We start from the raw sequence: 12,941 nt of genomic DNA, 5'->3' as shown, positions 1-12,941 counted from the left end.
GATTTACACACAGAGCATCAAGAATAGTCTTTTAAATTCAATTAATTAAGACCTGTTTTTTTTCCTTAATAAGGTTTAATAAGAATTAATAAATCTTTTAATAAGAATTCGTGCATTTTTTTGTGGATAACCACGATTGGTTTAAAAATGTTTACATCAGAATTTTGGGAGTACGTGCCAACATTAACATTACGGATATTACGCTTCCTCGATGCAAAACAAGTTTGCATCTTGCGGCGAGCGTTGCGGTTTTATCGGGTTATTAATCTTCATTCTTTCAACGGAATGAGCAACGATAGTAATTTAGTGGGTAAAAATGAGATATGAGCCACACAGGAAGATTTTTGACTCTAAACCCATGGCTTGATAGATAAAATAAATGATCGGAGCTTAGAATCGATTACAGGGCGTTTTAGAAAATAGAATGAGTTTTCCTTAGTGGGAAATGGGTTTTCCATTTTAATTCATAATGTTAGATATATTTATTATGTGATAAAGTTTATTTTTTGGATAAAAAATACTTGTATAGTACCCTATAAGGTACTATAATACAGTTATTGAAAGCGGAACGGTTCCCTTTCTTCCCAAGCCCTCACAGGGCAGGAGCAAAAAAATGAACGTACAAGAAGCCTTAAATATTTTTGGTTTATCAGGTGAGCTAACAGAACGTGACATCAAAATAGCTTACAAAAAAGCCGCTTTAAAATATCATCCCGATCGTAATCCGCTAGGTGCAGAACTCATGAAGGCAATTAACGCAGCATTTGATTTTCTAATGAATAACATTGAAAACATCAATAAATATCAAAATGAAGATAAAAACACACATTATAATTTTACCGAAGAACTCGAAGAAATGTTAAAAACGCTTTCTGGTTTAATGGGTGTTGTTTATGAAGTGATTGGAAATTGGGTTTGGATCAGCGGCGAAACCAAAGAGCATAAAGACACATTAAAAGAAATCGGCTGTAAATGGGCAGCAAAAAAGAAACAATGGTTTTATCGTCCAGAAGAACACAAAAGCACCGGAAACCGCAAGGAGCATAGCATTGATGAAATTCGTGCTAAATACGGCACGAACGGACAAAGAGCCGCTACAGGCTGGCAGAGAGTAGAAAACAGGGCATAACTTACAGCGGGGGAAACCCCGCTATTTTCATAAAAAAGGATATATCAATATGAAAAATTTTAATGAGCGTTATCAATCTGTTTTTGAAATCGTGTGTCGTTGTCTAGGTGATAACTGGCAGATTAATTTACTTGATGATGATGGTTATCGAATTAAGATCACATCTAATCAATTTATGGGATTTTCAATTCATGCGAGAGAAGACAAAAATCGTTTTTCGATTATGGGTAGTTTTGATTCTCGCATTCATCGCGGAGAAATTTATAGCTGTACGGTTTCAAAAGATAGAAATCCAGTACATATCGCAGATGATATTAAACGGAAAATTATTACATTTGCTCAGAATGAGATCCGCGAAGCGAAAGAAAGTGAAGCAAAAGCAAAAGAAAAAAAGGAACAAGACCTAATTGTCAAAAATATGTTGTCTCGTTTGTTTACGATGCACAGTAGCTGGCAAAGTGGGGTAATAGGTTCGTTTAACTCTGCCAATGGTTTAGACGGTACAATCAGAAAGACGTCCAGCGGTTATAAAATTGAAATAGACAGATTATCACTTGATAATTTGATTAAACTGGCTGGTATGATCACAATGTGTGAAAGGGGGTAAGATGAAAACAGTAACAATTAAGCAATCAATTGATGATTTTAAATCAAGGCTTCAATCATTGAAAAAATATTCACCTGCATTTGAGTTTTACATTAAAAAAATAAATCAAGGGGAAACACTACCAAGAGGTAAATATTTTAGAAATAGAGTGGCAGGAAATAAGCCTGTTATCATGGATGAATTTTGGATAGGCGATAATGCAAAAAAATTACATGAAGAAATTAATACCTTTCATAAGTTATGGGGGTGATTTTTGATTAAACTCAGCAAAGGCAGTAAAAATTACTATCTGACCCGTGAAAACGGGCAGTTAGCTTTTTCTAAAAATATTAAGGTTAGAAATAAAAGTGATGTGAAAGACGGAAGCAAAACCGCTAAAAAACAAGTGTACAAAATCATTATTGGGGTTGATTTGCTTCCCGACAAAGCAGACAGCTCCATTTTAAAAAACATGTTGGAACAATGGGAAAAAGAACATGAATGAATTAAAACGACTCAGAGACAGGTTAAGGTTATCAAATAGTGAGCTTGCTGAACTTATGGGTTTATCAGAGCAAACGATAAAAAATAGAATAGCATCTGATTTTAATAAAAAAACTGCAAGTAAATTAGAACTTGAATTTTTAAAACTGCTTGCGGGTGAACACGAAAAATATTCAATTATAGAGAAATAAAATTAGACAAGTACCTTACAGGGTATTACAATGTAGTTGTAAAGCGGAACGGTTCCCTTTCTTCCCAAACCCTCATAGGGTAGGAGTATTTGAAATGCCAAGTAATCATGATGTTTATATTTACAATACATATACTGCACCTAGATTGAGGTTTTTAACGTTTTTGAAAAAGTGTTATGAAAAAAATAACAAACGAAAGCCGTTATTCATTTCAATGAATCCGAAAAGAAAGCTAGTAATTAAATATTAATATAAATTTTCAAGGAGCTTAAATGCTCCTTTTTTATGTGCCACATGGCACATGTCAGGCAACCAACCAAAGTCAATTAAAATATCCTAAGTTAATTTGCCGATAAAAATAGCAGCATTTCAAATACCCTCGACCCCCCCTCGGCACTGGTGAGCCATGAGCGCAGCGAACCCAACGAGCACAATATTAAAGCCATGCAGTAGCTAAACGGTCGAAGACAAAAGAACATTATAGCGATTTTTTTCGCTTTTAGTGTATTTATACGAATAATAAATAAGCACAGTAGCAAGATGATTTTTAAATGCGATGCAGGATAGCCTAACAACCGTAAAAATGCTAGCATTTTACTTTTGTTAGGCGGTTGACCTACAGTCGGTTCTTGGGGGGGAGATGAAACAAATTAATTTTAGAATTAATGATGATGAATATGAATTATATCATAAAAAAGTCAAAGAAAACCTAAATATGTCATTGCCGAGTTTTTATAAATTAGTCGGTAATATGATGCTAAGTAAGGATAAAGATATTAAAAAAACGTTATCTGAGCATGAGGTGTCGATAGGAGAAGAGTCTGATTATACCGATAAAAGGGCGTATTTGTACTTAACGGCCGAACAAGAAAATGCACTAATAGTGTCAGCAAAAAAACATGGCTGGTCATTATCGAGAGAAATGCGTTTTCGTCTTCAAACAACACTAAGCAATGAAATGGATTTTTTCGACCAAGAGTTGCAAGAAATGAAATTATGTAGAAATCATATTAAGCGTATTGGACTCAATATTAATATGATATTACTACGTGATGAAGGGCGCGTTTTAGATAAAGAAGGAATGCGCCAAGATATGAAAGTGTTAACCGAACAGCTTAATGAGCTTGAAAGTAAATTTAATTATTTTATCAATAAGTGTAAAGGTAGAATCATTGCAAATCGATTGTGAGGTTGGTCATGGGATTGGATATCGAGAAAGAGTATCGAACAAAAAAAGGACATCAAGAAAAAGAACGGTCATTCAAATCGTTAAAATCGGCAAAATCATCACTGCCTCATAAAGTTAAAAATGGCGGAAAATTTTATGAAAGAAATGCTCAGGAATCCCGATTAAAAAAAGGGGCGAGCAAGGAGGTTATGACGAAAGTCACTGGGAGTGCCAAAGTTAAACAAGGTGTTAAAAATAGTATTGATTATATTAGTCGGGACGATAATCTTTCATTAACAGATGAACAAGGGTTAAAAATAAATGCAGAGGAAGCTAAGCAATCTTTAATTGATAGTGATGATGCGTTGCAATTAAGTGATAAAAGCCGAAGAACCCCTGATATAAGCAAAAATATTGTTTTCTCCCCCCCTGTAACCGCGAAAGTCAAACCGGAAGAAGCCATTGAAGCCGTTAGACAAACACTACTTAAAAAATTTCCTGATAATCGTTTTGTTATTGCCTATCACGACGATAAAAAAGACCATCCTCACGTTCATGTTATTTTAAAAACTCGAAAAGAAAGTGAAGATAAACGAATTAAAATCACCAAGCAAGATTTACGTGATTTACGTTCAGGGTTTTGTGAGGAACTAAAATTGAAAGGCTATGATGTTAAAGCAACCCATAAACAACAGGTCGGATTAAAATCGCAACTAAAAGAGGATGCGTTAACTGCGCCTAAACGACAGAAGGGTGTTTATGAAGTGATAGACTTTGGGCGTGCTCCTTATCAATTTGACAGTAAAAATAAATCACAAAATTATCTGACAGTAAAAACACTGAATAAAGGCGTTGAAACAACCTATTGGGGAAAAGAGTTTGGCGCGTTGTGTGAGCGTGAAAAATTGCAAAAAGGCGATTTAATTAAACTCAACAAAACAGGAACCGAAGAAATTAAAATCCCACACTTAGATAAAAATGGGCAACAAACGGGCTGGAAAACGACACAACGAAATCAATGGGAAATGGAAAATTTGGGGGTTAAAGGCGTTGACCGAAATCAACCTGTTTTGGGAAAAAATACAGACATTAAAGATATTCAGCAATTACAAAAACAGCAAATGCAGTTTAAACAAAATGCAATGGAAATAATTAAGAAAGAACAAAAAATCAAGGTTGGGCTTAAATTTTAATGCTATTTAAGAGAATTCATTGTGGTGATACAGCTTGTCTGTATTGCCACAATGAATTGAACAAGCGGAGCGCGTTAGCTTATCTTTTTTTTATTTTAAGCGTTCACTGGCAAGGCTATAAACCTGACTTCTTTCCCGTTTACCAACAGCAACAACTGCAATAATTAACACATCGTCAATAACTTGATAGATCAATCTAAAACCTGATGCACGAAGTTTTAAATTATAACAATTTGGCATATTTTTGAGCTTGGCTGAGGCTATATGTGGATTTTCACATCGTTTAATTAGCTGTTTAGCAAATTGAGCCTGAATGGTTTTATCTAATTTTTTCCATTCTTTTTCTGCATCTTTTCTAAACTTAACTGAATACATCACAAATACTCGTTTAAATTAATATCGACAAGCGGTTGTGATCCGCGTTCTTTGACGAGTTTAGCAAGCTCGTTATCATCAAGAGCATCAAGCATTTGTTCATATAACTCAGCAGGAACACAGTAAAAGGCGGGTTGATTACGGTTTAAAATAGCTACGGGGTAGCCTAAACCTGCGTTAACTGTCGCCATTGGGTTTTTTTTGAGTTCACTTACACTGGCTGTTGTATCACTTAAAATAGTATTTGGCATAATAAAACCCTCAATAAGACCTTTTAATAGGTCTTATTGTAGAGTGATTTAACACTTTACTCAATCTTTAATTGGGAAATATCCATTGAAGTAAATACAAAGTATATACAGCGTAAAACATTTTGGTATTTACAATGTAAATTAAACGTAAATGCAATGAAAATTTTCGTATCAATACGTGGAGGGTAATCGATTTTATCTTTGGTAGCGAATGGCTTTTAGCATGTACAAAGGCCTAGATAAGTATATAGATATAGAGTGAATTTTTGTAGTATAGATACTAATGGTATGATTTTTATATATAATAAATAAAACCCTTGTACTAAAATAAGAGTACAGTTGTTCTAAAATCCTAGTACAGATGTACTAAAAAAACTAGTACGATAGTTAAAAAATACCATAACAGATGTTCCAAAATAATTAGAACAAGTGTCATGTTTATTATTGACACGCCATTTTAAAACCGTATAGTTGTACTAACTAAATCATTACAAGATTGCTAACTAAAATGAAGAAACAAACATTTAAAAAAACGAAAGTTGTAGGTAAGCAAACATATATTAATCAGACAACTGGAGAAGTTGTTGATATGAATGTCGTTGAAACGACATTTTCCGATTTTAATTTTGAGAAAATATGGCTAAGTCATTTACTTCAAGCATTGGATTGTCTCGGGAGTAAAAAAATAAAAGTTGTATCATGGTTGCTTGAAAATAAGGATAGTAAAAACACTGTGATCGCAACTCAGCGAAAAATTGCAATTGGGTGTGATGTTTCGCTACAAACAGTTGTTGATGTGATGAAAGTCTTGTTGACTTCTGATGTGATTAGAATGGAGCAACAAGGCGTTTATATACTGAATCCTGAAGTTATTTTTAAAGGCGATAAATCTAAGAGAATGAATGTATTAATTAAATATAACAAACTTTAACGCTGACAGTGGGAGCTTCGACCTTCCCGCTGCCAGCTAACCCTAAACCTACCACAACTAGGAGTAGAGCTATGTCACATAGTATCTTCCATACGCGCATAAATGAAGCGCAAAGTAATGTTATTTACCTGTTTGCTTTAATTTCGCGCAATTTAACTTCCCGTCAACGTCAAAAAATTATCAAATTAATGAACGTGCCTATTGAGGTATTGGGTTAATACTTTAACTTTTTACCTAAACAGGACGTGATTATGAAAAATGAAGAAATGAACATACTCATTGAAAAATTTTATATTTTTGATGAGAAAAAATTGAGTGCTAAACAAAAAGAAATAGCTATCAGATATGTTTTTGGTCAAACAGCGGAGGAATTGGCAACATATTATAATAATTCACCTCGTAGTATTTGGTTACACTTGGATGTAGTAAGGCATGAATTTGGAAATGTCTCTCTATCGTCATTGAGAACAATTATTTTTATGAAAATGATATGTAAGTTAGCTAATTTTGAAAATGAATGAAATGATAATTATCTGATTGCATTCGTTTAAATTTATTTTAAAACCCTTAAAAAAGGTATCTTCACATTGTGAAGTTGCCTTTTTTTTTACCTTAAACGTAATATAGGCATCACTATTTAATTATGATTATCTTTAAGGTTTAAAATGAGTCAATTAAAAATACATGTCACGTTGCAATTGCCTGATGATTTGAATGCATGGGTAAATTTTAAATCTCAATCAGAAAAACGATCAAAACGTAATTTTCTTATGTTGCTAATTGAGCAAGCTAGAGAAATTGATTTAGCATCACGCGAATTAAAAAAACAAGCAGAGCAAAATAATGATTAAAGAAACGTTACTTTCATTAGCAATGCAATGCGCTACATCTGTTCATCCTGATACGGTACATGATATTGCAAAAGTGGAAAGTGGGTTTAATCCCTATGCAATTGCTGAAATTAAAGCTAAAGGCAAAGTAGTGAGTCATTTACCCAAGACAAAAGAAGAAGCCTTAAATGTGATATCACAATTGAAAGCAGCAAACGCACGGTATTCCGTCGGCTTAATGCAAATTTATTCCGGTAATTTTAAAGGTTTTGACGTTACACCAGAAGAATTGCTAGATAGCTGCCGTAACTTGAACATCTTTGAAAAAATTTTAGTCGATTGTTATCAACGAGGGGGGGATATCGTCAATGCACTGAGTTGTTATTACTCAGGAAATTTTAAAACAGGTAAGAAGAAAGAATCTCAATTCGCCAACACCAGTTATATTGAACGCATCGGCGTTTCTGAAAATAAAAATAATTATATTGTGCCAAGCACAAAATTAAACAAAGGGGGTAGTGATAGCAAGGAGAAAATAATATCTGAAAATAATATCAATCAAACTCAATCATTAAACAAAATTGTTTATCCTCGTTATGCAATGAGGGGCATTACCAAAGAAAACTAGGAATTAACCATGAATGAAAGTCATAAAATGCCATTTTTATTAATGTGCGGATTCATATCACTGATTGTTTTTGCTTTTCCAGCGCAAGCAGCCGATGTGACAACAGCAACAACGGGTTTTTTGGATAAAATTATTGATTTTTTAACTTCAATTCGAAAACCTGTTATTACTATTTGTGCTTTGGGTATCGCCATTGTTGCCTTATTTATGAGAAATCATATGGCTTGGATTTACCCACTGATTATCGGGATGATTATTTTTATAATCGCACCTTATCTACCTGATTGGCTGGGTTAATTCACATTTTAATCAAGGGGCTGTTATGAGCACTGTTTTTAAGGGACTAACACGCCCCGCACTCATTCGGGGGTTGGGCGTACCGTTATACCCATTTCTGATAATGTGTGTCTTTTGCGTGTTGTTAGGGGTTTGGATACACGATGCATTTTACTTTTTAATTATTGTTGGTGTATTCGTCATAAAAAAAATAATGAAGATAGATGAGCGATATTTTGAATTGGTTTATCTTCGATATTTGGTGATGGGAAATCCTATTTCAAATCAAAAGTATCAAGCTGTACATGTGGGAGGAAATGATTATGACCGTGTTGATTTATCCGATGTGGAGAATTTTATGAAACTTAGTGATCAGGCATCATTGGAAAAACTCATTCCATACTCTTCACATGTTACCGACGATTTAGTATTAAGTCAAAATCGGGATTTAATTGCGACTTTTGAATTGTCTGGGGGATATTTTGAATGTGTGAGTGAAAATGACCTTGCAATGATGGTCGATCAGCTTAATACCCTTATTCGTAGTTTTGAAGGTAAGCCTGTGACTTTTTATACGCACCGTATACGCAACAAAAAAATTGTGAGCACGGAATTTAATAGTCCTGTACCGTTTGCTAATCGCGTCATGAAAGCCTATTACCAATCATTAACACAATCTGATTTTTACCAAAACCGCTTATTTTTAACCGTATGCTTTAAACCCTTTTCATTAGAAGAAAAAGTCGCAGAGTTTTTAAGTTCGAAAAAGAAAAATAAACAAAAAGGGAAATCGGTGTTAGATGAACCGATTAATGAAATGAATGAGATCTGTGCGCGGTTTAACACTTACTTATCACGTTATAAAGCCCGTCGATTAGGCGTCTATACGGAAAGTGACCGTGTGTTTTCATCGCAATTGAGTTTTTATCAATATTTGCTTAGTGGACAATGGCAGCCTGTCAGAGTCACGAGTAGTCCGTTTTATACCTATTTAGGTGGAAAGGATATTTTCTTTGGCGGGGATGCCGGACAAATCAGCATTTCAAACCCGATGCGTTATTTTCGCATTATTGAAATCAAAGATTTTTTCCAAGAAACCGAAGCCGGTATTTTTGATTCGTTGATGTATATGCCTGTTGAATACACACTGACTACCTCATTTACGCCTTTAGGTAAACGGGATGCGATTAAAAAGCTCGATGATCAGCGTGAAAAATTAGAAATGACCGATGATGCCGCTAAATCGCAAATTACCGATTTGGAAGTAGCGGTAGATATGGTATCCAGTGGCTACTTATCTATGGGACACAGTCATTTAACCTTGTGTGTCTTTGCCGATAACCCTGATGAATTAGTCAAAAATACTAATATGGTGACGGATGCGCTGCAAAATCTCGGTTTGATTATTAGTTATTCCACGTTGTCATTAGGGGCGGCTTTCTTTTCTCAATTACCCGGAAATTATACGCTACGCCCTCGGTTATCGATTTTAAGCAGTTTAAATTATGCCGAAATGGAGTGTTTTCATAATTTCTTTACGGGAAAAGAAAAGGGGAATACATGGGGAAATAGCCTTATCACGTTAAAAGGTTCAGGTAATGATATTTATCATTTAAATTATCACATGACGACAGAGTACCAAGACTACTTTGGGAAAAACCCAACCCTTGGACACAGTGAGATATTAGGCACATCTAACGCAGGTAAAACCGTGTTAATGATGATGCAAGCCTGTGCGTTACAACAATTTGGGGCTGAAAATTCCTTTCCACCTAACAGTAAAATCAAAAAGCAAACTACGGTCTTTTTTGATAAAGACCGCGCAGGGGAAGTCGCCATTCGGGCGATGGGGGGGGACTATTACAAAGTGAAATTAGGTGAGCCGACAGGCTGGAACCCGTTTGCCATGCCAGCGACCAAGCGAAACCTGATTTTCTTGAAAGATTTAGTCCGTATTCTCTGTACGTTAAACAGCGAAAAAGGGCTGACCGATTATCAAAATAAACTTATTTCGGATGCGGTAGAACGCTTAATGCAACGGGAAGACCGATCATTCGGTATTAGCAAGCTCATTCCGCTCATCATGGAAGAACGAACCGCAGAAACACAACGCGACGGACTTAAAATTCGTTTGCAAGCATGGCAGCAAGGCGGTGAATTTGGTTGGGTTTTTGATAATGCCACGGATGATTTTGATATCAGCGATAAAACCATTTTTGGTATTGATGGGACAGAGTTTTTAGACGATGCCATTTTGTCTCAGGTTGTGCCTTTTTACCTAATCCATAAAATAACGCTGTTAGCCGATGGGCGACGTTTAACGCTGTATTTTGATGAGTTTTGGCAGTGGTTAAAAAATCTACTAACCGCAACGATGGTTTATAACAAACTCAAAACAGGGCGAAAACTCAATATGGTGATTATTTTTGCCACACAATCCCCTGATGAGTTGTTGAAATCACCGCTTATTTCCGCTCTTAGGGAGCAGTTAGCCACGCACATTTATTTGTCTAATAAAAATTCGACTAAAAAGGAATACGTGGATGGATTGCAAGTGAAAGAACTGTACTACGACAAAATTAGAAATATTGACCCGTTGTCACGACAGTTTTTGATTGTGAAAAATCCGCAGCGTAAAGGGGATTCACAGGATTTTGCCGCCTTTGCAAGTCTTGATTTAGGGGGTGCAGCTTATTATTTACCGATTTTAAGTGCGTCCGCAGAGCAGTTAGAGATCTTCGATGAAATTTATCAAGATGGCATGACGCCCGACGAGTGGATAGATATCTATCTTGATAGAGCGAATCGAGCAGCCTAAAGGTGAAGATGATGAAACAAATCAAATTAGCGTTAATCAGTGTGATATTAGGTACTACGTTTACGGCTACGGCAGGTATTCCCGTTTTTATTGATGGGAATCCTGAATGGGCGGTTGAAGCAGGGCGCTGGACTGAAAAATTAAAACAATGGTCAGACACGATTAAACATTATGATACGCAAATTCAATCCTATCAGAATGAATTGTTAGCGAAAACAGGGATTCGAGATGTTCAAGGGCTCATTCAGGACGCTCAATCCATCAAAAACGATTTAACCGCGATCTACAATCAAGGGAATGCGTTTATTGATAAATATGCAGAGAACCCGACAGCGGCATTTTCAAAACAGGCACAATCGCTATTAAGTAAATACAACGTTTCAAAAACCTGTGCCAACAAAGGGTATGTGGGTGATGCGATCAAAGGATGTGAAGCGCAGTTTTTATCTATTCTTTCCGTTTCTGAGTACGGGGATTCATTGCAAAAGCAATTAGAGCAAGATAACAGCCGAATGGAAAGCTTGATAAAGCAAGTTCAAAATGCGAAAGACCCCAAAGCGACGGCGGATGCCACGAATGCGATTTCGTTTGAACAATTAAAATTTGAAAAATTGCAGTTCCAATATCAAATGTACCGAGACAAGCAGCGTGATTTAGCTGAATATAAAGAACAGCTTAATCAAGCTAACTTTAGAGATAAGCAATTAAAAGCGGTAGATAATCCACCCTCTTTTCTAGATGCTTATCGAGAATCTCAATTTGATGAGGAGTTTAAATAATGAAAAAAATGATTTTAATTGGAGTCGTATCGGCTTTCTTGCTATCAGCTTGTAGTGAAGAAGTGAAGTCAGTTCAATGGTGGCAAGAACACGCAGAGGAAGCTCAGAAAAAAGTAGATGAATGCTCTGTAAATGGAAATGATAGTGAAAATTGTAGAAATGCGAAAGATGGACTGTTTCGCCATAAGCAATTGACAGCACAATCACCATCTTTTATGGATGCATATAAAAAAACACAGAATAAAAAATAGGTAAATTATGGAAAACGCGACAGCTACATCAGATTTTTTTCAAACAGCTTATCAAGTTATTTGGGATATGCTGAATAAAACAGTGGCTAATAAAGTTTCTGAATATTCACAAATTGCAGTGGATTTAGCACAGTATGGAATTTCGATTTATATTTTGTGGTTTGCATTCAGCTCATTAGCCATGAAAAATAAAACGCCTGTGCCCGATTTTATTTGGAATCTAACGCGTTTTACCATCATTTTAATGTTTATTAAAAATAGCGGTGGCTGGCTGGATGCCAGCACCAATGCTATTTATGGCTTGCGAGACACATTAGCAGGAGGCGACCCTTGGAAGTGGATGGATCAGTTATGGGTAAAAACTTCTCAGGTTGCAGCCCATATTATGTCTAAAGATACCTCTACATACGTCAAAGTAGATGGGGGTATTGGCTCATTTCTTACCTATTTTGGAGGGTTAGTTGCTTTACTTAGCTGTGCATTTGTTTTCTTTGCAGCAGAAATAACATTATTACTGCTGACGACGACGGCTCCGATATTTATTATGTGTCTGATGTTTGGTTTTTTACGTCAAATGTTTAATAACTGGTTGCAACTGATATTCAGCTCATTATTGATTGTCATGTTTGGGGCTTTAGCTCTACGCGCTGGTATGGCTTTTTTGAATATAGTATTAAGTGTTTCTGTAGCACAAGCAGCGGAAGCCAACTTAATGCAATTAGGCGCAACAGCAGCAGCGGCAGGCTTATTTATGGCATTTGTTATTTTCCTTGCAAAAAACTTTGCATCTCAAATTGCTGGCGCAGGTGTAGATGGTGCAGTTCAGGGAATGGCTATGATGGGAGTTATGGGGGCTGGCATGATGGCATTTAAAGGCATAAAAAAAGCCGCAGGAATGGCAGATAAGGCAGCAAATGCAGGTAAAAATAACCGTGATAGAGGCTGGAATGGGGCAACGACAAGTGCAAGCGGTGGTTCGTCTGCACCTAACTCGGCAAAATCACGCCGCCAAGCCTCGATTGATAATGTAA

19 protein-coding genes are annotated in these 12,941 nt (G+C 36.0%); 17 read left to right on the top strand and 2 right to left on the bottom strand.

Annotated elements, in window-relative coordinates; all coding sequences use genetic code 11:
- Positions 1-613: 613 nt before the first annotated feature.
- The 7 genes from PROVRUST_RS18175 (at position 614) to mobP1 (ending at position 4,771) form a co-directional block, all read left to right on the top strand.
- Positions 614-1,129, top strand: a complete 516-nt coding sequence (locus tag PROVRUST_RS18175) for a J domain-containing protein (RefSeq protein ID WP_006816365.1) — start codon at positions 614-616, stop codon at positions 1,127-1,129.
- A 49-nt stretch (positions 1,130-1,178) separates the two neighbouring features.
- A complete protein-coding gene (locus PROVRUST_RS18170; RefSeq protein WP_006816364.1) occupies positions 1,179-1,736 on the top strand; it encodes a hypothetical protein in 558 nt (185 codons plus the stop codon).
- Between the two features lies 1 nt (position 1,737).
- Positions 1,738-1,986 carry a hypothetical protein gene (locus tag PROVRUST_RS20620; RefSeq protein ID WP_039855975.1) on the top strand — a complete coding sequence of 83 codons (249 nt, stop codon included), beginning with the start codon at positions 1,738-1,740 and terminating at the stop codon, positions 1,984-1,986.
- Between the two features lie 3 nt (positions 1,987-1,989).
- The gene (locus tag PROVRUST_RS20615) at positions 1,990-2,220 is read left to right on the top strand and encodes a hypothetical protein (RefSeq protein WP_006816362.1); all 231 of its coding nucleotides are present in this window, start codon (positions 1,990-1,992) and stop codon (positions 2,218-2,220) included.
- Positions 2,213-2,410 carry an AsnC family protein gene (locus PROVRUST_RS18155; protein ID WP_006816361.1) on the top strand — a complete coding sequence of 66 codons (198 nt, stop codon included), beginning with the start codon at positions 2,213-2,215 and terminating at the stop codon, positions 2,408-2,410. Before PROVRUST_RS20615 ends, PROVRUST_RS18155 begins: the two co-directional genes overlap by 8 nt.
- 640 nt (positions 2,411-3,050) lie before the next feature.
- The gene (locus PROVRUST_RS18150; RefSeq protein WP_006816360.1) at positions 3,051-3,599 is read left to right on the top strand and encodes a hypothetical protein; all 549 of its coding nucleotides are present in this window, start codon (positions 3,051-3,053) and stop codon (positions 3,597-3,599) included.
- Positions 3,600-3,607: 8 nt separating this feature from the next.
- Positions 3,608-4,771 (top strand): MobP1 family relaxase, encoded by a 1,164-nt coding sequence (gene mobP1 / locus PROVRUST_RS18145; protein WP_006816359.1) that lies wholly within the window; start codon positions 3,608-3,610, stop codon positions 4,769-4,771.
- Between the two features lie 90 nt (positions 4,772-4,861).
- Here the strand turns inward: mobP1 and PROVRUST_RS18140 are convergent, their stop codons facing one another.
- Both PROVRUST_RS18140 and PROVRUST_RS18135 read right to left on the bottom strand, forming a co-directional pair.
- The gene (locus PROVRUST_RS18140; RefSeq protein WP_039855972.1) at positions 4,862-5,149 is read right to left on the bottom strand and encodes a type II toxin-antitoxin system RelE family toxin; all 288 of its coding nucleotides are present in this window, start codon (positions 5,147-5,149) and stop codon (positions 4,862-4,864) included.
- Complete coding sequence (locus PROVRUST_RS18135) at positions 5,146-5,397, bottom strand: type II toxin-antitoxin system Phd/YefM family antitoxin (RefSeq protein WP_006816357.1); 252 nt, start codon at positions 5,395-5,397, stop codon at positions 5,146-5,148. The genes PROVRUST_RS18140 and PROVRUST_RS18135 overlap by 4 nt, the downstream gene beginning before the upstream one ends.
- Positions 5,398-5,905: 508 nt before the next feature.
- On the opposite strand from PROVRUST_RS18135, the gene PROVRUST_RS18130 reads away from it, so the two are divergent.
- The 10 genes from PROVRUST_RS18130 to PROVRUST_RS18090 all read left to right on the top strand — a co-directional run.
- Positions 5,906-6,328: a replication/maintenance protein RepL gene (locus PROVRUST_RS18130; protein ID WP_006816356.1), complete on the top strand. Its 423-nt coding sequence runs from the start codon at positions 5,906-5,908 to the stop codon at positions 6,326-6,328.
- 71 nt (positions 6,329-6,399) lie between these two features.
- On the top strand, positions 6,400-6,546 hold the full coding sequence (locus tag PROVRUST_RS19795) for a hypothetical protein (RefSeq protein ID WP_006816355.1): 147 nt from the start codon (positions 6,400-6,402) through the stop codon (positions 6,544-6,546).
- 33 nt (positions 6,547-6,579) lie between these two features.
- Positions 6,580-6,849, top strand: coding sequence for a hypothetical protein (locus PROVRUST_RS18125; RefSeq protein WP_006816354.1), 270 nt, complete (start codon positions 6,580-6,582; stop codon positions 6,847-6,849).
- A gap of 144 nt (positions 6,850-6,993) precedes the next feature.
- Positions 6,994-7,179 (top strand): hypothetical protein, encoded by a 186-nt coding sequence (locus PROVRUST_RS18120; protein ID WP_006816353.1) that lies wholly within the window; start codon positions 6,994-6,996, stop codon positions 7,177-7,179.
- A complete protein-coding gene (locus tag PROVRUST_RS18115) occupies positions 7,172-7,786 on the top strand; it encodes a lytic transglycosylase domain-containing protein (protein WP_006816352.1) in 615 nt (204 codons plus the stop codon). Before PROVRUST_RS18120 ends, PROVRUST_RS18115 begins: the two co-directional genes overlap by 8 nt.
- A gap of 27 nt (positions 7,787-7,813) precedes the next feature.
- On the top strand, positions 7,814-8,083 hold the full coding sequence (locus tag PROVRUST_RS18110; protein ID WP_039855989.1) for a TrbC/VirB2 family protein: 270 nt from the start codon (positions 7,814-7,816) through the stop codon (positions 8,081-8,083).
- A 25-nt stretch (positions 8,084-8,108) separates the two neighbouring features.
- The gene (locus PROVRUST_RS18105; protein WP_006816350.1) at positions 8,109-10,880 is read left to right on the top strand and encodes a VirB4 family type IV secretion/conjugal transfer ATPase; all 2,772 of its coding nucleotides are present in this window, start codon (positions 8,109-8,111) and stop codon (positions 10,878-10,880) included.
- 8 nt (positions 10,881-10,888) lie between these two features.
- Complete coding sequence (locus PROVRUST_RS18100; protein ID WP_006816349.1) at positions 10,889-11,659, top strand: type IV secretion system protein; 771 nt, start codon at positions 10,889-10,891, stop codon at positions 11,657-11,659.
- Entirely contained in the window at positions 11,659-11,910 is a 252-nt protein-coding gene (locus PROVRUST_RS18095; protein WP_006816348.1) for an EexN family lipoprotein, read from the top strand. The genes PROVRUST_RS18100 and PROVRUST_RS18095 overlap by 1 nt, the downstream gene beginning before the upstream one ends.
- 7 nt (positions 11,911-11,917) lie before the next feature.
- Positions 11,918-12,941: TrbL/VirB6 family protein (locus PROVRUST_RS18090; RefSeq protein WP_006816347.1), on the top strand; the 1,024-nt coding region annotated here is incomplete at its 3' end.

Source organism: Providencia rustigianii DSM 4541 (assembly GCF_000156395.1).
Taxonomy (GTDB): Bacteria; Pseudomonadota; Gammaproteobacteria; order Enterobacterales; family Enterobacteriaceae; genus Providencia; species Providencia rustigianii.
Note: the sequence above shows the minus strand (reverse complement) of the source record. Positions and strands in the feature narration are given on the sequence as shown.

Bases quoted from the DNA above. Each gene is read 5' to 3' on its own strand.
- mobP1 (WP_006816359.1), top strand. From the start codon at position 3,608: ATGGGATTGGATATCGAGAAAGAGTATCGAACAAAAAAAGGACATCAA.
- PROVRUST_RS18175 (WP_006816365.1), top strand. From the start codon at position 614: ATGAACGTACAAGAAGCCTTAAATATTTTTGGTTTATCAGGTGAGCTA.
- PROVRUST_RS18155 (WP_006816361.1), top strand. From the start codon at position 2,213: ATGAATGAATTAAAACGACTCAGAGACAGGTTAAGGTTATCAAATAGT.
- PROVRUST_RS18150 (WP_006816360.1), top strand. From the start codon at position 3,051: ATGAAACAAATTAATTTTAGAATTAATGATGATGAATATGAATTATAT.
- PROVRUST_RS18125 (WP_006816354.1), top strand. From the start codon at position 6,580: ATGAAAAATGAAGAAATGAACATACTCATTGAAAAATTTTATATTTTT.
- PROVRUST_RS18115 (WP_006816352.1), top strand. From the start codon at position 7,172: ATGATTAAAGAAACGTTACTTTCATTAGCAATGCAATGCGCTACATCT.
- PROVRUST_RS18110 (WP_039855989.1), top strand. From the start codon at position 7,814: ATGCCATTTTTATTAATGTGCGGATTCATATCACTGATTGTTTTTGCT.
- PROVRUST_RS20620 (WP_039855975.1), top strand. From the start codon at position 1,738: ATGAAAACAGTAACAATTAAGCAATCAATTGATGATTTTAAATCAAGG.
- PROVRUST_RS18130 (WP_006816356.1), top strand. From the start codon at position 5,906: ATGAAGAAACAAACATTTAAAAAAACGAAAGTTGTAGGTAAGCAAACA.
- PROVRUST_RS18105 (WP_006816350.1), top strand. From the start codon at position 8,109: ATGAGCACTGTTTTTAAGGGACTAACACGCCCCGCACTCATTCGGGGG.
- PROVRUST_RS18120 (WP_006816353.1), top strand. From the start codon at position 6,994: ATGAGTCAATTAAAAATACATGTCACGTTGCAATTGCCTGATGATTTG.
- PROVRUST_RS18135 (WP_006816357.1), bottom strand. From the start codon at position 5,397: ATGCCAAATACTATTTTAAGTGATACAACAGCCAGTGTAAGTGAACTC.
- PROVRUST_RS19795 (WP_006816355.1), top strand. From the start codon at position 6,400: ATGTCACATAGTATCTTCCATACGCGCATAAATGAAGCGCAAAGTAAT.
- PROVRUST_RS18170 (WP_006816364.1), top strand. From the start codon at position 1,179: ATGAAAAATTTTAATGAGCGTTATCAATCTGTTTTTGAAATCGTGTGT.
- PROVRUST_RS18100 (WP_006816349.1), top strand. From the start codon at position 10,889: ATGATGAAACAAATCAAATTAGCGTTAATCAGTGTGATATTAGGTACT.
- PROVRUST_RS18095 (WP_006816348.1), top strand. From the start codon at position 11,659: ATGAAAAAAATGATTTTAATTGGAGTCGTATCGGCTTTCTTGCTATCA.